23 protein-coding genes are annotated in these 21,493 nt (G+C 61.0%); 9 read left to right on the plus strand and 14 right to left on the minus strand.

The genetic code is table 11. The features are described from left to right. Positions 1-181: hypothetical protein (locus ABSE61_RS30300; protein ID WP_423874846.1), on the plus strand; the 181-nt coding region annotated here is incomplete at its 5' end. On the opposite strand, the gene ABSE61_RS30305 is transcribed toward ABSE61_RS30300, so the two are convergent. Beyond that, a complete protein-coding gene (locus ABSE61_RS30305) occupies positions 174-941 on the minus strand; it encodes an SDR family NAD(P)-dependent oxidoreductase (protein WP_423874847.1) in 768 nt (255 codons plus the stop codon). The genes ABSE61_RS30300 and ABSE61_RS30305 overlap by 8 nt on opposite strands. A gap of 132 nt (positions 942-1,073) precedes the next feature. Then, complete coding sequence (locus tag ABSE61_RS30310; RefSeq protein ID WP_423874848.1) at positions 1,074-1,778, minus strand: histidine phosphatase family protein; 705 nt, start codon at positions 1,776-1,778, stop codon at positions 1,074-1,076. A 144-nt stretch (positions 1,779-1,922) separates the two neighbouring features. On the opposite strand from ABSE61_RS30310, the gene ABSE61_RS30315 reads away from it, so the two are divergent. Beyond that, the gene (locus ABSE61_RS30315) at positions 1,923-2,708 is read left to right on the plus strand and encodes an SDR family NAD(P)-dependent oxidoreductase (RefSeq protein WP_423874849.1); all 786 of its coding nucleotides are present in this window, start codon (positions 1,923-1,925) and stop codon (positions 2,706-2,708) included. Between the two features lie 9 nt (positions 2,709-2,717). On the opposite strand, the gene ABSE61_RS30320 is transcribed toward ABSE61_RS30315, so the two are convergent. The 3 genes from ABSE61_RS30320 to ABSE61_RS30330 are packed head-to-tail and all read right to left on the minus strand — an operon-like array spanning position 2,718 to position 4,962. Beyond that, positions 2,718-3,125, minus strand: coding sequence for a DUF3592 domain-containing protein (locus tag ABSE61_RS30320; protein WP_423874850.1), 408 nt, complete (start codon positions 3,123-3,125; stop codon positions 2,718-2,720). A gap of 27 nt (positions 3,126-3,152) precedes the next feature. Next, positions 3,153-3,311, minus strand: coding sequence for a hypothetical protein (locus ABSE61_RS30325; RefSeq protein ID WP_423874851.1), 159 nt, complete (start codon positions 3,309-3,311; stop codon positions 3,153-3,155). 43 nt (positions 3,312-3,354) lie between these two features. Continuing rightward, positions 3,355-4,962 carry an MBL fold metallo-hydrolase gene (locus tag ABSE61_RS30330; protein WP_423874852.1) on the minus strand — a complete coding sequence of 536 codons (1,608 nt, stop codon included), beginning with the start codon at positions 4,960-4,962 and terminating at the stop codon, positions 3,355-3,357. 100 nt (positions 4,963-5,062) lie between these two features. Between ABSE61_RS30330 and ABSE61_RS30335 the strand changes: the two genes are divergently transcribed. Beyond that, positions 5,063-6,238, plus strand: a complete 1,176-nt coding sequence (locus ABSE61_RS30335) for a uroporphyrinogen decarboxylase/cobalamine-independent methonine synthase family protein (RefSeq protein ID WP_423874853.1) — start codon at positions 5,063-5,065, stop codon at positions 6,236-6,238. A 17-nt stretch (positions 6,239-6,255) separates the two neighbouring features. On the opposite strand, the gene ABSE61_RS30340 is transcribed toward ABSE61_RS30335, so the two are convergent. After that, entirely contained in the window at positions 6,256-6,447 is a 192-nt protein-coding gene (locus tag ABSE61_RS30340) for a hypothetical protein (RefSeq protein WP_423874854.1), read from the minus strand. A gap of 232 nt (positions 6,448-6,679) precedes the next feature. Further along, a complete protein-coding gene (locus ABSE61_RS30345; RefSeq protein WP_423874855.1) occupies positions 6,680-7,528 on the minus strand; it encodes a hypothetical protein in 849 nt (282 codons plus the stop codon). Positions 7,529-7,760: 232 nt separating this feature from the next. On the opposite strand from ABSE61_RS30345, the gene ABSE61_RS30350 reads away from it, so the two are divergent. Then, positions 7,761-9,188, plus strand: coding sequence for an amidohydrolase family protein (locus tag ABSE61_RS30350; protein WP_423874856.1), 1,428 nt, complete (start codon positions 7,761-7,763; stop codon positions 9,186-9,188). 12 nt (positions 9,189-9,200) lie between these two features. Here the strand turns inward: ABSE61_RS30350 and ABSE61_RS30355 are convergent, their stop codons facing one another. Beyond that, the gene (locus tag ABSE61_RS30355; RefSeq protein WP_423874857.1) at positions 9,201-10,259 is read right to left on the minus strand and encodes a phosphotransferase family protein; all 1,059 of its coding nucleotides are present in this window, start codon (positions 10,257-10,259) and stop codon (positions 9,201-9,203) included. Between the two features lie 36 nt (positions 10,260-10,295). Continuing rightward, entirely contained in the window at positions 10,296-11,531 is a 1,236-nt protein-coding gene (locus tag ABSE61_RS30360) for an acyl-CoA dehydrogenase family protein (protein WP_423874873.1), read from the minus strand. Between the two features lie 201 nt (positions 11,532-11,732). Here ABSE61_RS30360 and ABSE61_RS30365 point away from each other — a divergent pair, with 201 nt between their 5' ends. The 4 genes from ABSE61_RS30365 (at position 11,733) to ABSE61_RS30380 (ending at position 14,720) form a co-directional block, all read left to right on the plus strand. After that, a complete protein-coding gene (locus tag ABSE61_RS30365) occupies positions 11,733-12,443 on the plus strand; it encodes a TetR/AcrR family transcriptional regulator (protein ID WP_423874858.1) in 711 nt (236 codons plus the stop codon). A 315-nt stretch (positions 12,444-12,758) separates the two neighbouring features. Beyond that, positions 12,759-14,042: an alkaline phosphatase family protein gene (locus ABSE61_RS30370; RefSeq protein WP_423874859.1), complete on the plus strand. Its 1,284-nt coding sequence runs from the start codon at positions 12,759-12,761 to the stop codon at positions 14,040-14,042. Next, positions 13,927-14,436 (plus strand): alkaline phosphatase family protein, encoded by a 510-nt coding sequence (locus ABSE61_RS30375; RefSeq protein ID WP_423874874.1) that lies wholly within the window; start codon positions 13,927-13,929, stop codon positions 14,434-14,436. Before ABSE61_RS30370 ends, ABSE61_RS30375 begins: the two co-directional genes overlap by 116 nt. Beyond that, positions 14,433-14,720 (plus strand): alkaline phosphatase family protein, encoded by a 288-nt coding sequence (locus ABSE61_RS30380; RefSeq protein ID WP_423874860.1) that lies wholly within the window; start codon positions 14,433-14,435, stop codon positions 14,718-14,720. The genes ABSE61_RS30375 and ABSE61_RS30380 overlap by 4 nt, the downstream gene beginning before the upstream one ends. A 67-nt stretch (positions 14,721-14,787) precedes the next feature. On the opposite strand, the gene ABSE61_RS30385 is transcribed toward ABSE61_RS30380, so the two are convergent. Continuing rightward, entirely contained in the window at positions 14,788-15,675 is an 888-nt protein-coding gene (locus ABSE61_RS30385; RefSeq protein ID WP_423874861.1) for a beta-keto acid cleavage family enzyme, read from the minus strand. 325 nt (positions 15,676-16,000) lie between these two features. On the opposite strand from ABSE61_RS30385, the gene ABSE61_RS30390 reads away from it, so the two are divergent. Next, positions 16,001-16,345: a hypothetical protein gene (locus tag ABSE61_RS30390; RefSeq protein ID WP_423874862.1), complete on the plus strand. Its 345-nt coding sequence runs from the start codon at positions 16,001-16,003 to the stop codon at positions 16,343-16,345. A gap of 43 nt (positions 16,346-16,388) precedes the next feature. Here ABSE61_RS30390 and ABSE61_RS30395 read toward each other — a convergent pair whose 3' ends face one another. The 4 genes from ABSE61_RS30395 to ABSE61_RS30410 all read right to left on the minus strand — a co-directional run bounded on the left by ABSE61_RS30395 (position 16,389) and on the right by ABSE61_RS30410 (position 21,489). After that, the gene (locus ABSE61_RS30395) at positions 16,389-16,727 is read right to left on the minus strand and encodes a hypothetical protein (protein WP_423874863.1); all 339 of its coding nucleotides are present in this window, start codon (positions 16,725-16,727) and stop codon (positions 16,389-16,391) included. A gap of 108 nt (positions 16,728-16,835) precedes the next feature. Then, on the minus strand, positions 16,836-18,074 hold the full coding sequence (locus ABSE61_RS30400; protein ID WP_423874864.1) for an amidohydrolase family protein: 1,239 nt from the start codon (positions 18,072-18,074) through the stop codon (positions 16,836-16,838). 266 nt (positions 18,075-18,340) lie between these two features. Further along, positions 18,341-18,592 (minus strand): C40 family peptidase, encoded by a 252-nt coding sequence (locus ABSE61_RS30405; RefSeq protein WP_423874865.1) that lies wholly within the window; start codon positions 18,590-18,592, stop codon positions 18,341-18,343. Positions 18,593-19,485: 893 nt separating this feature from the next. Beyond that, positions 19,486-21,489, minus strand: a complete 2,004-nt coding sequence (locus ABSE61_RS30410; RefSeq protein WP_423874866.1) for a methyl-accepting chemotaxis protein — start codon at positions 21,487-21,489, stop codon at positions 19,486-19,488. Positions 21,490-21,493: the final 4 nt, after the last annotated feature.

Consider the following 21,493-nt stretch of genomic DNA (forward strand, 5'->3'; position numbering starts at 1 on the left):
GCCTATAATGTCGGCGAGTGATTTCAGTCCAGGCCATCGTGCTCTCCCTCGAATCTTTGCAAATCCGAAGGAATCACAACTGGCTGAAATCACTCAGCTTCTTTTTCAGTCCGGCTCTAAGAAAGATTTCGCGGTATGGGTCCCCGCGTTCGCGGGGACGACGAAAATCCGCATCAACTAATCGTGGCGCCGCCGTCGATCACGATGGTCTGGCCGGTGGTGAAGGTACCGGCGCGGGAGGCGAGAAAAACCGCAGCACCCGCGATTTCGTCGGGTTCGCCGATCCGCAGCAGCGGCGTACGCGCGGTGGAAGCCTTCAACGTTTCCGGATTTTCCCATAGTGCGCGGGCAAAATCGGTCTTGATCAGGCCGGGCGCGATACAATTCACGCGGATATTGTGCTTGCCGTATTCGCACGCGAGGTTGCGCGCGAGCTGCATGTCGGCGGCTTTTGAAATCGCATAAGCGCCGAGAACCGTCGACCCCTTCAACCCGCCGATCGAAGAGATGATGGTGATCGAGCCGTCCTTGCGCTCGACCATCTGCGGCACCATGAGCGATATCAGCCAGTGGTTGGCGACGATGTTGTTGTCGAGGATCTTGCGGAACTGATCGTCGGAAATGCCGGCCTGCGGCCCATAGTAAGGATTCGATGCGGCATTGCAGACGAGCGTATCGATGGTGCCGAAGACGCGGTTGGTTTCCTCAACCAGATGTTTCAGATCATCCTTGGTCGAGATATTGGCGGCGACCGCGAGCGCCACTTGCTTGCCGGCTTTGTCGTTGATCGCTTTGGCGACCTCATCGCAGGCCTGCTGCTTGCGCGAGGAAATCACTACTTTGGCGCCGTGATAGGCCATGTGTTCGGCGATGGCTCGCCCAATGCCGCGCGAGGAGCCCGTGATGACGGCGACTTTTCCCGTGAGATCAAACAAGCTCATGTTCCACTCCCTCCATGATTTGTTGTCATTCCGGGACGGTCCGATAGGACCGGACCCGGAATCTCGAGATTCTCTGATGTGCAATTACACATCATAATTCGATGCTGGCGCACCGCTCCGGAATGACGACAATCAAGCAAGCTTGCTTGTCGCCACTTCCGGCCCCGCCGGTTGATGCATGGCCTTGTGCGCGGCGTCCGCCATCCACGGCTGCTGATTGACCATCGGCAGCCGCCAGACGTCGACCGCAGGACCTGCGATGTGATCGAGCCGCGTCACCGAACAATTGTCGATATCGAAGGCCAGTCCCTTTTCGGGCTGGCCGCCGAGCGCAAGCGCAATCGCCGCCTTGATCGTGCCGCCGTGGCCGACCGCGATCACGTCATGTCCGGCATGTTCAGCATCGATGCGACCGATCGCGCGACAGACGCGGTTGTACAAATCCATAAAGCTTTCGCCGCCCGGCGCCGGTTCGCCGATATCGGCAAACCAGTGGCTGCCGGCCGGACGGCTGGCGAGGAACGCGGCGCGGTTCATGCCCTGCCATTGTCCGAGATGCTGCTCGGCGAAGGCTGCTTCTTTCGCCATCGTTGCGGGCTTCGGAAAGCCGCTATCCCAGATCGCCTGCGCGGTCTGATGCGTACGCTGAAGGCTGCTCGCAACCCAGACCGCCTGGCGCGGCAGGATTTTCGCTACCGCCTCAAATACGTGGCGGTCGCTCGTGTCGCAGGCGATGTCCTTCTGCCCGTAAATATTGCCGCCGTCGCTGCGCACCGGCGCGTGACGAACCCACCACCACCGTGTGGTGACGACGGCTGGTTTGTCGGCATTGGACATTAGGAAAACCCTTCAATAATGTCTCGCTTGGTACGTTAGAGAGCGTATCGTCTCAAGTCACTTCGACGTTTGAAACATTGTTTGCCGCTAAATTCCGCAAGGCGAAAACGCCGCGAACCGTGCTAACTTGATCAAGGAAACACCATGGGCCGCCTCGAAGGCAAATCTGTCATCATTACCGGCGCCGGCAGCGGCATCGGGCGCGCGGCGTCGCTGCTGTTTGCGAAGGAAGGCGCGAAACTGATCGCGGTCGATCGCGCCGAGGGTGTGAAGGACACCGTCGATCAGGTGCGCAAGGCGGGCGGCACGGCGGAAGCAGTCATCGCCGATGCCGGTTCCGAAAAGGACGTCATCGCTTACATCGACAGAGCGGTCTCCAGTTACGGCAGGCTGGATGCGATCTGGGCCAATGCTGGCGTCAGCGGCGGATTGGTGCCGATCGCCGAGCAGACGGTGGAACATTGGCAGGAAATCCTGCGCATTAATCTGATCGGCGCTTTCCTCGCCATCAAATACGCAACGCCGCACATGATCAAACAGGGATCCGGTGCGATCCTCTGCACCGCCTCGGTTGCGGGACTGAAATCCGGTGCCAGCGGCCATCCCTACGCGGCGAGCAAGGCTGGCGTCATTAGTCTCGTGCAAACCACGGCCTATTCGCTCACAGGCACCGGCGTGCGGATCAACGCGGTGTGTCCTGGCCTGATCGAAACCGGGATGACCAAGCCGGTATTCGATCGCGCCAAGGAACGCGGCACGCAGGACAAGATCGGCCAGCTCAATCCGTTGAAGCGCGCCGGCCAGCCGCATGAATTGGCGGCGACGGGCCTGTTCCTGCTGAGCGATGAAGCATCCTACGTCAACGGCCAGGCGTTTCCGGTCGATGGCGGCCTCACCGCCTCCATGCCATACACCGGCAAGCCGATCTAGATTTCGGGGTTATTGCGTGCCGAGGCCGATGATCCACACCGTAAATACCGCACAGAAAATGCCGACAAGGAAGAACAATGAGCCGGCGATCAGATTGCGCATGCCGCCGGACTCACCCGGCTCCAGCACCGCAACCGCGGAATCATAAGGATCATAGTGCACCGGCACCGGAGCGCCGGCTTCGTAGCGCTCAATATGCTTTTGCGCCCGTTCCACGACGCCATAACCAAACTGTTCAATCCCGAACCGAATGACGTTTCCCTGATAGGCCTTGCCGGCAACGGTGTAGGAATAGCTCGCCTCCGGCAGGTAGACTTTCATATCCGAACCTTCAGAATCCGAGCGCATTCCGGTTTTGACCGAGGCGGACAGAATCCTGCCCTCGGTCACCGGCCATTGCAGGCTCCGCGCCGCCATCTGACGGCGGCTAATGCCATGCGCGAGTTAGATGATGCCCAAAGAGAGAAAAAGCAGCCCGGCCACCAGGCCACCGAGGATCAAGTAGGGTTTCGCACCGCTATCAACGGTGCTGGTTGCCGCAGCCGCGCTGTTCAGCTGAATGGCAAACGCCACTGTCAGTGCAATGAAGAGTGTCTTGATCATGGGCTGCCTTCATTGTGCTGCTATCATAAGCTGCGCTGCAACTTCATTTCTTCTCGATCGCCTCGACCAGAGGCTGGACCGGTGCTGCGCCAGTGCCGTGACCGCCGGCCCACAACGTCGGCATGACGCCGAACTTGCGCAGGCCCGTGACGAATTCGCGGTGCGACGCGAGCGCGCCCGGGATATCGCGGGTCGGCGACCACAAATCGACAACCCAGCCGAAATCGGCGTCGGGGATTATGGCAACCAACGAGTTCTTGGCGTGGGAGCTGTTGATCACATAGAGATCGATCTGGCGCGATCCATCCGTGAGCGTCATTTTCTCAACGACCTCGATCAGCCCGACATCGCGCGGCTTCTGCCATAGCTCATCGTTGCGCACGCGATTGGGCGCCTGCATTTGTGCGGCAAAATAGCCGCGGTCGCCTGCCGGGAAGATGAGATCGGCGCCCTTGGCAGCGAACACCCGCGCGCCGTTGACGTGGTCCATGTGGTGATGCGTCAGCACCAGATACTTAAACGGCTTTCTCGGAAAACGACGCGCGGCCTCCGCAATCGTCAGCCGCGACATTTCGTTGGCGATCGGCGCATCGAACGCCACGAGATAGTCCTTCATCTCGACCACCAGCGTGTTGTGGCTGCCGCCGGTGATATGCCAGACGCCTGGCTTCACCTCGGTCCAGATGTTTCCCGGCACCACCGCAGGGTCATAGGCAAGCTGGTCGGAGTCGATGAATGAGCCCCAGTTGGCCCGCCGCAGCATCCATTGGTAATTGACTTGTTCGGGCGCCCTCTGTTTCGCGGCGGTCGCGGTGACGATGTCGGAAATTTTGAACAAGTCCGCGCCGAGCACAGGATTGAGGACGATATCCTCCAGATAGATGTGCTGAACTTCGTGTCCGTTCAGCGTGAAGGATTGATCGAACGCGAATTTGATACCGCCGACCTCGCGCCAGTCCGACAGGATCATGTCGTAATTGCTGTCGCCCCAGACGCCATCGGCATCGACGGTGCGGATGCGCGCCGGAAACCCGTCGTCGCCGAACAGCGCGATCCATTCAGCGTCGTCGGCCTTGTAGGAAATAACCGAAAGCGTCTTGCCGTCGATGGTCTCATTCGGCAGCGCCGAAAGCCGATCGGTGGCGCCTTGCATGTCGCGCAGAAGCTGCGGCGACATCCGATGCAGTTCGCGCCGGTTCGCAATCACCCGCGATGCGCTCATCGTGTGCAGGGATGGATCGGTCTCTTTCGCCTGCCGCGACAGCACGATGTTGTCTTGGCCTAGCACATAGCCGACGCCATCGGCGAACACCTCCGAATAGATGAAGGTGCGCTTCATCGGCGCGATACGATGGCGAACCCAATCATAACGGGCGCGGTCGTGCGCGAACTCCATCGACAACGTGAATCTGGATTCGCCGCCGAGCCGGTTGCCGACATCAGGCTCCGGCGTCTCCTGCGGGTCCCAATGCCTGGACTTTCCAGATATGGACAGCGTGGCGATATCAAAAAGCTTCTTCGTCCCACCAAGCTTGTCGATCGCACGCGCGACCAGCGCGGACGGGTCCGCGGCCACAGCGGGCACAACGCCGGTGATCGCGACGAGCAGTACTGCGGCCGCCATACGTATCAAATAAAGCGTGGAAGGCATCGGTTACAGTCTCGCAGACGGCGCAGACCAGCCGCGCTCTTGTTGTCGAAGATAATCGACAGTATCACAGACGACGCCTTCAGTTCACACGGGTCTTTCGATGCAGCGCAGCAACGACCGCATTCTGACCACCCACACCGGGAGCTTGCCGCGCCCCCCTGCCCTGACGAAGCTCTATGCTATGCGCTCGCGCGGAGAGAGCGTCGATTCCAGAGAGATCGACCAGGCTGGCCACGCCGCGTTAGAAGAGATCGTTCCAAAGCAGATCGAGGCCGGAATCGACATCGGCAATAACGGCGAACAGCAGCGCGAGGGCTTCTTCCTTCATGTCCGCCACCGGATGACCGGTTTTGGTGGTTCATGGAAGCGCTGGCCGCGCGCCGACGTCGAGGACTATCCGGTCTTCAAGCAGTCGCTGGAGCAGCAGATCGCCGGCAAGGAGATGGTGAGCAACTTCGCGCCTCCGAAGGTGATCGGCGAGATCAACTATATCGGCGCCGCTGAGGCCACGCGCGAATGCAAGGACTTTCGCGAGCTGCTCGATGGGCGCAAGCGCGCCGGACAAAGCGGCTTCGTTGAAGCATTCCTGACCGCCCCCTCCCCTGGCATCGTGGTGGCGGCGATCAAAAACGAACATTACGACACCGAAGACGCTTATCTTGCCGCCGTCGGCCGCGCGCTTCAGGTCGAGTATGAAGCGATCGCGGGCCAGGGCTTTCTGCTTCAGCTCGACTGCCCTGATCTCGCACTCGAGCATCACATCTCGTTTCAGGACCGCCCCATCGGCGATTTCCTCGATTTCGTCGAGCGCGTGGTGGCGACGATCAATGTCGCGCTACGCAACGTTCCGCGCGAAAAAGTGCGCATGCATGTCTGCTGGGGCAATTACGAGGGACCGCACGATCGCGACGTGGCGCTGGAGACGATCCTGCCGCTGATCGCCCGCATGAATGTCGGCGCGCTGGTGCTGCCGTTTGCCAATCCCCGCCATGCGCATGAAGTGCGATGTCTCGAGGGAAAAGCAATCGCCGACGACCAGATCGTGGTCGCCGGCGTGATCGATTCAACGACGAATTTCGTCGAGCATCCGCAAGTGGTCGCCGAGCGGATCGAGCGCGTCGCTCGATCCCTTGGCGATCCCGTCCGCGTCATGGCCGGGACGGATTGCGGGTTTGACACTTCCGCCGGCGCCGGGCGCGTGGCGGAAGACGTGGTGTGGGCGAAGCTTGCCGCTCTCAGCGAAGGCGCCCGAATTGCATCGGGCCGGCTGTTTTAAGGGCTTCGCAGGCCTTTTTATTTATCGTCTGCGACGTTTCGGAGCACGATCTCCGACAGTCTGATCACGAGTTTGCGCAGCCGCGCATTCTCCTCAAGCAATGACACAACGTCATCGTCGGCATATTCGTCGTCGGTAAAATCATCTGGTCCAAATGAAGATCCATCAACTTCTTTGAGTGCTTCGTGTAGCGGTTGTGCGGGTACCATGGCCAAAATCCCCAATACTAATTAGCCGAACATGACCCCAGTTTCTTTCCACCCGCAGCCAAGATGCTGCGAGTCGAGGGCGGATTTGAGACGGAAATGGGAATCTGTTGCGACGCCAAAACGCCTTCCGCGAGATGAAATCTCAAATCGCGCAAGCAAAATGCGGTCTGCCCGGATTGGACCGCATTTGCGCCGCCTCGCAGACCGATTGCTTTAAAAATTCTGAAGGAAATTATCCGGCGATATGACCTTCGACCGCGTAGAACACGCATAGGCCGAGGCTCGCCCAGACAGCCGCGCTGAAATAAAGCGACATCCACGCGATTTCGTCGCGCCATTGGGAAAGGTCGTACGTAACAATCCAGCGCGTGCTGACGTCGCGAAAGCCCTCCAGCGGCTTCAACCCCCTGTTACCTCTCGCCACATCCGCCCGCCAGCGCTTCAGGTACATCGGTACGTCGACCGTCATCAGAAAGGCCAGATAAACCACGATGCCGACCACGGCGCCGACAAGAATGATGCGGAGCGCACCGTCGAATTCCGGAATCAGCCGGCAAATCCCGACGCCGGCGATCAAGAAGGCCACTGCCCAGATCGAATTCTCAATGGCGTTGCCGAGATAGTTGGTGGTCACGACCGCATGCCAGGAAAAGCATTCCGCGATCAGGATCAGCGGCACGATCACCCACGCCGCGTACACCGTCGTTGTAGCGTCCGACATCGTCCCCAATTGCAACAGGATCATCGTCCATTGCGCCGCGAAACACACCTCGGCAACGGTTGCCACCGAACGGCCGACGGCGACGCTCGAGAGCCAGGTATCGAACAGGCAAATCCGCTGCACATCGGCGCGCGGCAACAACGATCGGAAGGCGCAGCCGAAAACATACGCCGCGCTGAGCAGGAGCATGATCTGCATGCCCGGGATTCGGCCCGAACTCCCGGTGTCGTGAAGCCCGCGGTACATGAAAATCCACGCCGCGATATTGACGCCGCTGACCAGCGTCAGCATGGCCCACCACCACGACACAGGGTTGGTCCAGGCCAGGGAATTTGACCGCGCTTTAAATTCCGACCGCATCGACATCTCCGTGTAACCGAACGGACATTTATCCTTATTAATTCTGTCACAAAATATGACGAATCACGACAGGAGATTTGTGACAACAGCCCTCGTCCGTGCCGGCTTTGCGATATGAAGCCCGGTCGTCACAGTCGCCAATTCGTGTAAAAAGGCGACAAGCGGACACACCCAGTCACAATGAGGTCCGCCAATAGTGGTCGGCGGCACGCCGATCCATCCGGGAGGGGCTATGTGCGAGATTTGCAGGCGTGGTTTCATTGGCGGCGCGGCCGCATGGAGCGCAACGGGATTATTTTCATCTCCCCTGATGGCGCAGACGCCGCGCGGTGACTCCGGCTCGACCAGGCTGCCCGCGCGCGGCGAGTTCACCATCGCCAACGCCTATGTGATGACGATGGAGCGCGACTTCGGCGACTTCGCCGGCGGCTCGGTGCATGTGAGAGACGGCGAGATTGTCGCCGTCGGCCGCGGCGTGAGTGGTGGCGAGACGATCGACGGCAGCGGCATGATCGTGATGCCCGGCCTGGTCGAGACCCACTGGCATATGTGGAACACGATTTTCCGCAGTTTTGCCGGCGACAAGCAAGAGGACGGTTATTTCCCGACCGTTGCCCGCTTCGGCCAGCAGATGACGCCGGACGACATCTTCCAGAGCACGCGGTTGTCGGCGGCGGAAGCGATCAATTCCGGGATGACCTTCGTGCACTCCTGGTGTCACAATGTGCGGAGCACCGCGCATGCCGAAGCCGACATTCGTGCGCTCACCGGCGCCGGCATCCGCGCCCGCCACTCCTGCGGCTGGCCCCAGGGCCTGCCCGATACGCAGTCGGCCGATCAGGCGCCGATCGAGATGCTTGCCAAAAACTGGAGCAGCTACTCCAACGAGGGCCTCATTTCGCTCGGCATGGGCTGGCGCGGACAATTTCGCGCCGGGCCGATCAAGGCGGAGGTCTATCAACCGGAATTCGACAATGCCCGCAAGCTCGGCCTGCCGATCACGGTGCATGTGGCGGCGGCCGCGCATCGCGCGGTGAACCAGGTCGAACTGCTCTATAAATCAAAGCTGATAGGCAAGGACGTTCAACTGGTCCATGCGCTGGCCGTCACGCCGGCAGAACTCGACATGATCGAGGAGACGGGCGCTTCGATATCGACCTCACCGGGCTCCGAACTGCGGATCGGCTACGGCTTTCCGCTGATCTCGGAAATTTTGGCAAAGCGCATTCCAGTCGGAATCTCGATCGACACCTCGGCGCTGACCGGAAGCTCGAACATGTTCGGTATCTTGAAGCTGGCGCGCGATTCCGAGAACGCGCGAGCCGAAAGCGAATTCAAGCTGACCGCGCGACGAGCGCTCGAACTCGGCACCATCGAGGGTGCGCGCGCGATGGGGATCGAGGACAAGGTCGGTTCGCTCAAGCCCGGCAAGCGCGCCGACCTGATCATGATCAGTCCCAACGCGCTCAACATGGCCGTCGTCACCGACCCGGCGCACCTGGTGCTGGAAGCAACCACCCCGGAGAATGTCGACACCGTCGTGGTTGATGGCCGCATTCTCAAACGCGGCGGCAAGCTTTTGGCTGTCGACACAACGGAGGTGATCGCCGGCGCACGGACTGCGCTCGCCGGGATTCGCGAGCGCACGAAGTGGCGGTGAGTTAGAGCGCGATTAAACCGCGCCAGCCTTCTGCGCGTAGCCCCAGGAGGCCTTCGACAGCGGCACCGTGCGCGCGGCCGATTCCAGCGCCTTGGCGCTCGCCGCGGTGCCATCGCGGATGCGGCCGGCAATGCCTTGCGTGATGCAGGCCAGCCGAAACAGGTTGTAGGAAAAGTACCAGTTCAAATCGGGCACCGCGCTGCCGGTGACGTCGCAATAGATCTTTGCGGCTTGTTCCAGCGTCGGAATGTTCAGCGCCTTGAGGTCGGCATTGGCCAGACCCGGCATGGTCCATTGCATCAAGAGATAAGTGAAGTCGGCCATGGGATCGCCGAGCGTGGAGAGCTCCCAATCCAGAACCGCGATCACCCGCGGCTCAGTCGGATGGAAGATCATGTTATCGAGGCGGTAATCGCCATGAACGATCGAGACGCGTTCCTGGCTCGGCACGGTGCGCGGCAGCCACTCGATCAGCTTTTCGACCTCATCAATGTGCTGGGTTTCCGATGCCCGGTATTGCTTGGTCCAGCGGTCGACCTGGCGGGCGAAATAATTGCCGGGCTTGCCAAACTCGCCAAGACCGATGGCTTGCGGATCGTAGGTGTGGAGTTTTGCCAGCGTCTCGATCTTGTCCTTGAAGATCGCGTGCCGCGCCTCTGGCGTCTGGCTCGGCAGCGTCGGATCCCAGAACACCCGCCCCTCTTCCATCGACATGATGTAGAAAGCAGCTCCGATCACGGCGTCGTCTGTGCAAAGCGCGTAGGCCTTGGCGACCGGAAAACCCTGCTTGCCGAGCGCGGAGATGACGCGGAATTCGCGATCAACCGCATGCGCCGACGGCAACAGCTTCCCGAACGGCTTGCGCCGCATCACGTAGGAACGGCTGGGCGTATTGAGCCGGTAGGTCGGGTTCGACTGGCCGCCCTTGAATTGCAGGACGGTCAGCGGCCCCTGAAAACCTTCGACATGCAGCGCCATCCAGTCGTGGAGGCACACCTCATCGATCCGGTGCCGCTCCTCGACCGGTTTGGTTCCGGAAAACTCCTCGTCGTTCCTGACGCCCTCGGCCACGCTCACTACCCCTGAGAGCGCCCCGAGGGCGCTATTTTATGAGTTCGGAGCGTTGGCATACTTCCGAAGTTCGAGCCTGGCAATGGCGCGGTTGTGGACTTCGTCCGGACCGTCGGCAAGCCGCATGGTACGCATCGAGGCATAATCCCGCGCCAGGCCTGCGTCGTCGGACACGCCGGCGGCGCCGAACGCCTGGATCGCCTGGTCGATGATCTTCAGCGCCATATTGGGCGCCGCGACCTTGATCATGGCGATTTCGAGCTGGGCGGTCTTGTTGCCGACCTTGTCCATCATGTCGGCCGCCTTCAGGCACAACAGACGATTCATCTCGATGTCGGTGCGGGCTTCCGCGATCCGCTGCTCCCAGATCGAGAACTCGATGATCTTCTTGCCGAAGGCGGTGCGTGACGACAACCGCTTCACCATTTTCTCCAGCGCCTCCTCGGCCTTGCCGACGGTGCGCATGCAGTGATGGATACGGCCGGGGCCGAGGCGGCCCTGCGCGATCTCAAATCCCCTGCCCTCGCCGAGCAGGATATTGCTGGCGGGAACGCGCACGTTCTCGAGCAGCACCTGGGCGTGGCCGTGCGGCGCGTCGTCGAAGCCGAACACCGGCAGCAGTTTCTCGATCGTGATGCCGGGCGTGTCGAGCGGGACCAGTATCTGCGACTGCTGCTGGTGCCGGGCTGCCTTCGGATCGGTCTTGCCCATCAGGATCGCGATCTTGCAGCGGGGATCGCCGACGCCCGACGACCACCACTTGCGGCCGTTGATGACATAGTGATCGCCATCGCGTTCGATGCGGGTTTCGATATTGGTGGCATCGGAAGAGGCCACTGCCGGCTCGGTCATCAGGAAGGCGGAGCGGATTTCGCCGTCCATCAAAGGCCGCAGCCACTTCCGCTTCTGCTCCTTGGTGCCGTAGCGCATGAACACTTCCATGTTTCCGGTGTCGGGCGCCGAACAATTGAAGACTTCCGAGGCCCAGCCGATGTGGCCCATTTCCTCCGCGAGCAGCGCATATTCGAGATTGCTCAATCCCGCGCCACGGAATTCGTCATCCTCATGCGACGACGGTGGCATGAACATGTTCCACAGGCCTTCGGCCCGCGCTTTCTTCTTCAGGTCTTCCACGATCGGGATCACCTTCCAGCGCGCGCCCTCTTCGTCCTGCTGCCGGTAGATCGGCACAGCGGGGCGAACGTTGGTTTTGATGAATGACTGCACACGGCCAAGCCATTCGCGCTGGCGTTCCGACATCGTGAAGTCCATTGGCGTTCCCCGTCGTTTGATGAATTGATTGGCGGCGACTTTCTGCCCGCCACCGGCTCTCTGCAAGCTTATTTCACGATCGCTCCGGAAAGCGCGCGGATCGATCCGTGGCGTAGCCCGGCGGATCCTTCGCGCATTGACAGCGCCTCGTTCAAACCATAGTTTCATACAACTGTTTGAAATGCAACACGGTCGCTAAACATGCCTTCAGACCGGACCCGCGCCCTGATCTTGGATGCCGCCGAGCGGCTTTATGCCGAGCGCGGCTTCGGCGATGTGACGCTGCGCGACATCGTGGCGGCGGCGGGCGTCAATCTCGCGGCGGTCAACTATCATTTCGGCTCCAAGGACGAACTGATCGCCGAACTCTTTGTCACCCGGGGCGTCGCCACCAACCGCGCGCGGCTCACCGAACTGAAAGCGGCCGAGGCGGCCCGCAACGGACATGCGGATATCAAGGCGATCCTGCGCGCACTGGTCGGCCCGACCTTGCGCGGTTGCCTGGGGCCGGACAACGAACAATCGACTGCCGCGCATTTCATGATCCGCGCCTCGATTGAATCGGTGCCGCCGATCCGTCGCATCAAGAACCGCGAGGTCGATCACTTGCGGAAATTTGCCGCCGCCATGCGCCGGTCGCTACCCGATTGCGGCGAGGCCGATCTCTATTGGGGCCTGCATTTCGCGCTCGCCATGGCGCACCAGACCATTCGCGACACCGAGCGACTGACGAAACTGTCCGAAGGCAAATGCGATCTCAATGACGTCGAGGCGTTGATCGAACGTATCGTCGACGCGTGTGCGACGATGCTGACACCGCGCACGACTGCGAACCGGACGCCGGGTCGGACCGAAGCAACGGCCGTTGCGCCCCGCCGCGCAGAGAAGCTGAAGAACTCCCCGAATATATGACCACCATCATATGTCGACGACATACATATGTTGTCGACATAAGAGCCAACGCGCGCTCGCCGCTCCACAGAAACTTCCGATTGCAACAAGGATGTCACGTCGCTTCGAATAAAGTGTCACGCCGCATCGTTAGGTTCCGCACTACTTCAAACTGGGGAAAACCAACATGCGCGAAAAAAATACGCGGCTGGCCGAAAGCTTCGCCAGCGCATCGGGGCCGCTACCGCGGCGCTCGGGCTATTCACGACGAATGCAAGCGCCATCGACCCGGCTCAGGTGCCAGCGCATGTGCGGACAACGACGCGAATCAAGCATGTGATCGTTGTCATCGCCGAAAATTCCAGCTTCGATCATGCGTTCGGCACGTTCCGCCCGCGCGACGGACAGACCATCCATAACCTGCTCTTGACCGGCATCATCAACGAGGACGGCACGCCCGGCCCGAACGCCAAGAAGGCAACGCAGTTCACCGTGACGCCGCAGCCGCAATATTTCATCAGCGCGCCGGCCGTCAGCAAAACACCCTTCGCGACGCTGCCGCCACCGAACCTAAATGGCGTGCCGCAGGCGCCCAGCACCACCGCGCCTCCTTTTACGACCACGACCCAAGCCGCGGCAGCCGAACCGGCCCTTACGCCAAAAGGCGACGTGTTGTTGACCACGGGCGCCAGCGGCCTGCCGTTCAAATCCGAAACGACCAACGGTCAAGCCAATGGCGTGCGCAATCCCGACACGCGCGTTGCCAACGTGACCAATCTGCCGAGCGGACCTTATCAGCAGACAGCGAAGGACGAGGAAGGCCACGGTCTTCCCTACGATGCCTACACCGAAGACACCATTCACCGCTTCTACCAGATGTGGCAGCAATCGGACTGCAGCGTCCAGACCGCGACGCGCGAGAATCCGAGCGGCTGTCTTCTCGACCTGCTGCCCTACGTGATCACCACCTTCAACGGTTTGACGGAAGAAGGCATGGGCACATCGATGGCCTTCTTCAACATGCAACAGGGCGATGCGCCGACGCTGAAGCGGTTCGCGGAGGAATATTCGCTTGGCGACAACTATCATCAGGCGATGATGGGCGGCACCGGCCCCAACCACATCATGCTGGGCACCGGCGACGCCTACTACTTCAACAATTCGTTCGCACAAAACGGCGTATTGAATGCGACAAGCTTTACTCCGGCAACGCCACCGTCAGCTCCCGGCTCCGTCCTCGGCTTGCCGGCCCAGGTGCAACTCTCGCTGGTGGCCAATCCAAATCCGGTTGCCGGGCTCCAACAACGCCTACCAGAACGACGTCGCCGCGACGCTCGGAGAATATGTCAAATGCTCGGACACGACCCAGCCCGGCGTTCCCGCGATCGTCAACTATCTTGCGACGCTGCCCTACAAGCCGGCGCCGAACTGTGCACCGAACACGTTCTATGCGGTGAACAACTTCTTCCCCGGCTATCATCCCAACGGTACGCCGGCGAATCCGCTGTCGCCGAAGCAGGCGGCCGATGGCAGCGACTTCTTCTTCATTCCGCCGCAGAACGTGCCGACGATCGGCGATGCGCTAAATGCAAAGAACGTTTCGTGGGTCTATCACGGTGACGGCTACAACAACGCGGTTGCCGGCACGTCCAACGAGTTCTGCCCGATCTGCAACCCGATGCAGTACGCGGCCTCGATCTACGGCAATCCCGCCCAGATCAAGGCGCACACCAAGGACATCGTCGACTTCTTCACCGATGTCGACAGCGGCCAGGTGCCGTCGGTTTCCATCATCAAGCCGAGCGGTTTCGCCGATGGACACCCGGAATCGTCCAAGCTGATCCTGTTCGAATCGCTGCTCGACAAGATCGTCAACCAGGTGCGTAACGAGCCGGAGCTGTTCGCGGACACCGCCATCATCGTCACCTGGGACGAAAATGGCGGCTTCTACGATTCGGGCTTCATCCAGCCGGTCGACTTCTTCGGCGACGGCCACGCGTACCGCTGCTCGTGATCTCGCCGTATTCTCGCGGCGGCCGCGTGGTCCATACCTATTACGACCACGTCTCGATCACGAAGTTCATCGAGCGCAACTGGGGGCTGAAGCCACTGAGCGGCCGCAGCCGTGACAACCTCCCGAACCCGGTCAGCGACGAAAGCAATCGCTATGTGCCGCGCAACATGCCGGCGATCGGCGATCTCATGGAGATGTTCGACTTTGGCATTCTCGACGATCGCCAGATTCTGAACGATATCGACCGGATTCTCGACCGTGTCATGGACGGCCGCAACGGCTAGTCATCACGGAAGCAGTCTACGGAGAATGCATCGGGCAGCGCGGCAACGCGCCGCCCGATCGGCTTTCCTAGGAAAGCTTGAGCATCGCCCGCGCCTCAGTAGGCGATGCGACCGCAGCGCCGAGGTCTTTCAGGATCTGCGCCGCATGCGCCACGAGTTCGGCGTTGCTCTTCGCCAGCACGCCCTTGGATAGATAGAGATTGTCTTCCATCCCGACCCGCACATGGCCGCCGAGCAGCCAGGATTGCGCGACCATCGGAAATTCGGAACGGCCGATGCCGAAGCCGGCCCAAATCGCCTCCTCCGGCAGCAGATTGCGCGCATACATCATGGTTTCCGGCGACGGATCGAAACCGTATTTGACGCCGAGCACCAGCGTACATAACGGCGGTCCCTGCAGGGTCCCGTCCGCGATCAGGTCGCGCGCCAGGTGAATATCGCCGGAATCGAAAAGCTCCAGTTCCGGCAACACGCCGGCCGCGCGCATCCGCGCCGCCATCTTGCGGACGTTCGGCGGCGTGTTGATCACCACTTGGCCGCCCGAATTCATGGTGTTGAGATCGAGCGTGCAGATTTCGGGTTTGAGGATTTCGACATGCTCGACGCGTTTTTCCGGCGCCATCAGCGTGGTGCCGGGACCGGCCACCTTCGGGTCCTCCTCGGAAGGCACAAACCGCCCGCCCGGCCCCGTCGTCAGGTTGATGACCAGCTTCGGATTCTTCGCTCGGATGCGGTCCATCACGTCGCGATAAAGGTCGATCGACATCGAGGGACGGCCGGTCTCGGGATCGCGCACATGGATGTGGGCAATCGAAGCCCCCGCTTCCGCCGCCTCCAGCGCGCTGTCGGCGATCTGCTGCGGGGTGATCGGCAGATAAGGCGACTGGTCCGGCCGGGTAATATTGCCCGTGATCGCGCAGGTGATGATGACTTTGGAATGAGGTTGATACGCCATGGCGCGGTGCCTTTATCGGCTTGATTGAGGTTGGACACTGCAATAGCGCAACGGAAGGCTGGAAGCGAGCCAACCCGCCGGCATGGCGTCATGCTTTCTTCCTGGACGCATGCGCATTGGGATCAATGGATCGGGATCGGACGCGGCAGGCAACAGGGAAGAAAATGCTCAGGTCGGGATAATTCAACCGGGCAAGAATTTCCCCTGCGTCGACAAATCGCGGTCGGTTCGCAGGCCAACATCTTGGAATATCGGTCACTTGAGGACCGGCACGCCGCTTGCTTGCGGTATCGCGCAACCTGCATCGACTAGTACGGAGCACCCGATGTCAATCTCTTCCGTGACGGCCTTCGGACCGATCACGAGCGCCATGTTCCCGCAGACCGGCGGCTCATCCGCCAGCGCCAGTGCCAGCGGAACCACGTCGCAGAGCAAGAGCACGTCGCAGGGCAACAGCGTGGTGCAGGATTTTCTCGACTACGCCAAGATGTCCCCGGCGGAACGGATGCGCGAGAATATCCTGAAGAGCCTCGGACTGACCGAGCAGCAGTTCGAGAAGCTCTCGCCGGCGCAACAGCAGGCCGTGAATCAAAAGATCCAGCAGATCATGCTGCAACAGATGCAGCAAAACGCGGGCAAAACCGGCCAGCTTGTGAACGTCTCCGCCTGAGATACACGGCCACCGCGGAAAAGCACGGAAGCGAGCCGCGTCGTCAGGCTTTCTTTTTGGCCGCCTTCTTGCCGGCTGCTTCGCTTTTCGCCGCAGCCGCCTTGGCCTCAGCCGCCTTTATTTCCTCAAGCGCATTCTTCATCGCCCGCGCGTAGCTGTCGGCCGCGTTCTCGGCGGTGATCTGCAACCGCCGCGCCGCCGCGTTAGCCAGCAACATCATGTCCTTGGCGGTCTGCTTGAAGCGCGCTTTGCCCTCTTTGGTTTTGGCCCTGGCCGCTAAACCCGTCAGCCGAGCGTAACGTTTCTTGGCCTCCGCCATTAACGCCTTGTGTTGCGTCTTCCCGATCCCGCGGATGACGGCATCAAGGTCTGTTTCGGCCATTTTGGATTCCTGAAGGTGCGACGCGGATCGGATGCCGGGCTCGTGCCCGCCGCCGACTTCAACCACAGCGCATTTTGATCCGTCAACCCATTTCGCCGCGGTGCGAATTTAATGCCGTTGCACTGAGGTCGAAAAAACCACCCGCCCCTCGACCATCACCGTCCGTTCCAGTGCTCCGCTGGCGACCATCTCGTCGATCGTATCTGCTCGCGCGATCAGCAAATCGGCGCGCGCGCCCTGCCTGATACCCCAATCGGCGCCAAGCCCGATCATCTGCGCCGGCACCGTAGAGACCATTTCGAAGCCCTGGCGGAGATCGCCGAGGCCAAAGTGCCCGGCAAGCAAGGTCCATCGCGCGATTTCCAGGAGATCGCCGGAGCCCGTCGGGACGAACGGATCCTGGATGTTGTCCGACGCGGCCGCGACCGGGATTCCCGCCGCGAGCAATTCCTTCACCCGCGTCAGTCCGCGCGGCGGCAGGCGACCCGCATCGCGTCCTTGCAGGAAAAGATTAGCGGCCGGTAACGTGACGATGCCGACGCCGGCCTCGCGCAACTCGTCGATCGTGCGTTGTGCCTCGTCCGGCGCCATGGCGCTCAGGGCCGATGAATGGCCGGCAACGACGCGGCCGGCCATGCCATAGGCCCGTGTCATCTTCGCGAGTTCGCTGAACATCGCTCTGCCAGCATCGAGGTGCTCATCGATGTGCATGTCAAGCGGCAGGCCACTGCGCTCGGCGCTGTCGAACAGAAGCTTCAGCAGCGCAACCGGCTCGGAGGAAAATGCCGGCACGCCGCCGATCGCATCAATCCCGAGATCGATGGCCTGGCGCAGCCAGGCATCGCTCTCCGGCAGCATCGAGGTGGCGCCCGAAGTGACGTGGCCCACAATCTGGATGCGCATGAAAGCCGCGCACTGCGCCCGCAACTCGACCATGGCTTCGATGCCGCGCACCCCGGTTTGCGGATCGATATTGGTGTGACTGCGGATGGCGACGGTACCGTAAGCGCTGCACGCTTCGACCGTTCGCCGTGCCCGCGCGATCATCTGCTCCTTCGTGATCGAAGGCGCCAGCGCGCGGTAGGCCGCGGAAGCCCCCATCAGCGTGCCCGAGGGATTGTCGAGCAGCGCCCGGGTCCGCGACTTGTCGAGATGCTGGTGCATATCGACCACGCCGGGCAGCACCAACTGCCCATCCACCGCGAGAATCTCCGTATCGCTCGCGGCCAACGACGGTCCGATCTCGACGATGCGTCCATCGCCCCCGATCCTGATATCTAGCAATTCCGGCATCGCCGCGCCGTAACGTAAGGCTCGGCCTCCGCGGATCATCAAAGGACGGCGCATGTAGCTCTCACCAATTCGGTTCTGGATTGTCCAACCAAATGAAAAACCCCGCTCCATCTACGCGATGAAGCGGGGTCTTGTCTTTCAGAATACCGTGTCCGAACGCTTGGTGTCCCGATTCCGAAGTTCGCAGCACCTTGCGGAGCCACGTCTCGAACTTTGGAATCGAAAGGACACTAGCAAACCTATTGATCTAGTGTGGCCTTGTTCAGAAGTCTGCATGACGAGCCCGCGGCAGTACTGATGCGGACTTCTAAACCGCCACACTAGAATGAAGCGTAAGCGTTACGGAAGGCAATGGCACCGGCGAGAGATCGCGGTCGAGCTCGAACCGCATGACCGTCGTTCCCGCTCTCGACGATCCATTGACCGTTCTCCTGACCGACAATCTTGCCGACGTGGTGACTCCAGACGACAATCGTGCCCACCGAGGGACCGCCGGCGTTGCTGCCGTAGTGCGCCCAGGATCGCGCGAGGTTGTATTGGGGACCCGGATCGGCTCCGACCTGACTGCGCATATACCAGCCGCACCAAGCGGCAGGCCGTCCTCCGGAACGCGCGCGCCCGTAGCTCGTATTCTCATAAGCTTGGCGCCTGTACGCCGGGCGCTCATAGTTTGAGTTCGTGAAGCTCGACGACCCAAATCCGAAAGCGAAACTCGGTGCCTCATTTGACCGAGCAAAGTGCCGGTAATGATGGTGGCTGGAATAGTGCCGATAATGGTGATGATGAGTTCGCGCCTCCGCGCTCGTCCCAAATGCAAGCAGCAATGCGCCCGCGGCAACGACTTTACGCATACTATCTTCCTTCGTGTTGTTTCGGGGGATTTAAGGATCGCGATGCGATCGAAGGCCGCGTGATCAGTGGTGATCACCCCGCCGCGGCCTCAACAATGGGGGTTCCCGCGGCGCATCAGGGCCAACCGCCTTAAAGGGGCGATGCGTGGCCGGAATGTGGCAAAGGAATGCAGCAATAACAATGAGATATGCCATTATGCATGGAACATTTCCATGCGCTTTCAGCGGCTGACGGCAGGGGCCAAGGCGAAGCGGGTATTTTCGCCTATTCGCCGGTTATGGTGCGCATGCCGGACGAGCGCGCGGTTCGATTTGCATCGGCAATCACCACGAAGGGAGCGGTGGAGGGAATCGAACCCTCGCTTTCAACCGAGATGTCTTTTGGACCTCCCGGACATGACCGAGACCGCTGGCTGGTTCTGGACATAACCTGCCCGGAATCCTTCGTCCGCTCCGACGTCTGATTACCGAATCCGTCGACAAGGAAAATGTCCGAACGATGGATGCGGTAAAAACCTGCGCCGAGGCACATCCGGAAGGCATCCCGAAGTAGTCAGGTTAGCGGCGTCTCACGAATGATCGCGAGACCATCCCCGTACGCGGCTTGCGCTTCATCAGGCCGCCTTCACGTCCTCGACGAAGCCGACGACGGCCTGCCAGAGCCGGTCGGCCTGACCGGACAGTTCGTTGGAATTCTCCAGCGCAATGCGGGCATGCTCGTCGGTTTTTGCCGCGGACTCCAGCACGCCTGCGATGTTGCTCGAGACCTCGTCGGTGCCCTCCGCGGCCCGCTGGACATTGCGCGCGATCTCGCTGGTCGCGGCGCCCTGTTCCTCGACGGCGCTCGCGGTGGATGTCGCGATCTGGTTGATTTCCAGAATGACGGTTTCGATGCCCTTGATGGCGGTCGCAGCCTCTTTGGTCTCGCTTTGGATTGACGAGATTTGGGCCGCGATGTCCTCTGTCGCGCGCGCCGTCTGGGAGGCGAGCGTCTTGACTTCCGATGCGACGACGGCAAAGCCCCTGCCGGCCTCTCCCGCACGCGCAGCTTCGATCGTCGCGTTGAGCGCCAGCAGGTTGGTTTGCGCGGCGATGTTGTTGATCAGATTGACCACCTCACCGATACGGTCGGCAGCCTGGGACAGACGCTCCATCGTGGTCGTGGTCTGGCCCGCCTGCTCGGCGGCGCGGCGTGCGACATTGGCCGAGCTTTGCGCCTGTTGACCGATCTCGCGGATCGAGGCCGATAACTCCTCGGCAGCGGAAGCCACCGTCTGAACATTCATCGACGCCTGTTCGGACGCGGCTGACACGGTGCTCGACTGAGCCTTGGTCCGTTCGGCAGCTCCGCTCATGGTCGAAGCGCCATCATGCATTCTTTGAGCCGATTGTTTCACACCGTCGGCAATGTCTTTGACCGCGCGTTCCAGCCGCGAGGCCAATTCTCTCAGGCCGGCCTTGCGGTCCTGTTCGGTCTGCGCCGCGAGGCGATTCTTTTCCGATTCAACCTCGGCCATCCGAATCGCGTTTGCCTTGAAGATACCAACGGCGCGTGCCATGTTGCCAATCTGGTCGCCTCGCTCGGCGCGCTCAATTTCGACGTTTAGATCACCGGCCGCCAGTTGCGACATCGTTTGAGTGATCCGCTTGATCAGTGTCGAGATTGAAATCGTGATGAGGGCCGCCAAAATAACGGCGAGTATTTCGCCCGCGACCGCGGCAATCGAGCCAGCCGTCGAGGCCTCCTCGGCAATTAGAGTGGCGGTCGAAATGGCGCTGTTGCGGCTGCTCTGATTTTCACTGCGCAAGGCTTCGGCATTGTCACCTAGTTTGATCCCGGAATTGACCAGAGCCGCAAAATTCCCCTCTGTCGAGGCGGCTAGGCCGACCAGTTGGTCGGAGTAACCTAGCAGTTTTTCGACCTGCGCCGGCAGCGCCGCGACGATCTTGGCGAGCGCAGGATCGGCTGGAGGCAACGCCTTTACCTCGGCCAATTCCTTAGCGACCCTTTCCCGTTCCGCGGTGATGATATCGAGATCACCTGAGGATGGCGATCCTGCATAGCGATAGGCGACGGCGCGAAGCACCTGGAACGCCTGTTCGAGCCGTTGGGCCGCCGGACGCGCCGCTTCGCCCGCGGCGGCGAGATCAAGCGTCACCGTCGTCAACGAGTTCGTGAGCCGGGCGCCGGTGGCGTTCATCGCCTGGAGCGCCGCCTGGCGTTTTTTGATTTCCTCATCGAGCTTGTTGAATGCGGCATGGTAATTGGAGAGGCCGGTGCGCAGCAGATCGCCGCGTGAGCCTGCGACCTCGCTCAGCCTGTCGATGGACTTGTCGAGCGGTTCGAGAGCCGCGAGCGTTCGCGCGCGGTCCGCAGCCGAGCCGGAGCGGAAATAATCGACGGCGATGGACCGTAGCAGCAGGAGATGACGGGTAAAGTCGCCGACCGTGTCGGTGGCCGCCGACGCACGCTCGATGCGCGCGACGTTGTCCCGCACATCGCGAATACGAACATTATAGAAAATCGAGATGCTTCCGATCAGCACCATCAAAAGTCCGAAACCGCCGATCAGGCGGCCATTGAGGCTGATACGGTTTACGACAGACAGCAAGGACATTGAT

The sequence above is a fragment of the Bradyrhizobium sp. genome (assembly GCF_049519115.1).
Lineage (GTDB): Bacteria > Pseudomonadota > Alphaproteobacteria > Rhizobiales > Xanthobacteraceae > Bradyrhizobium.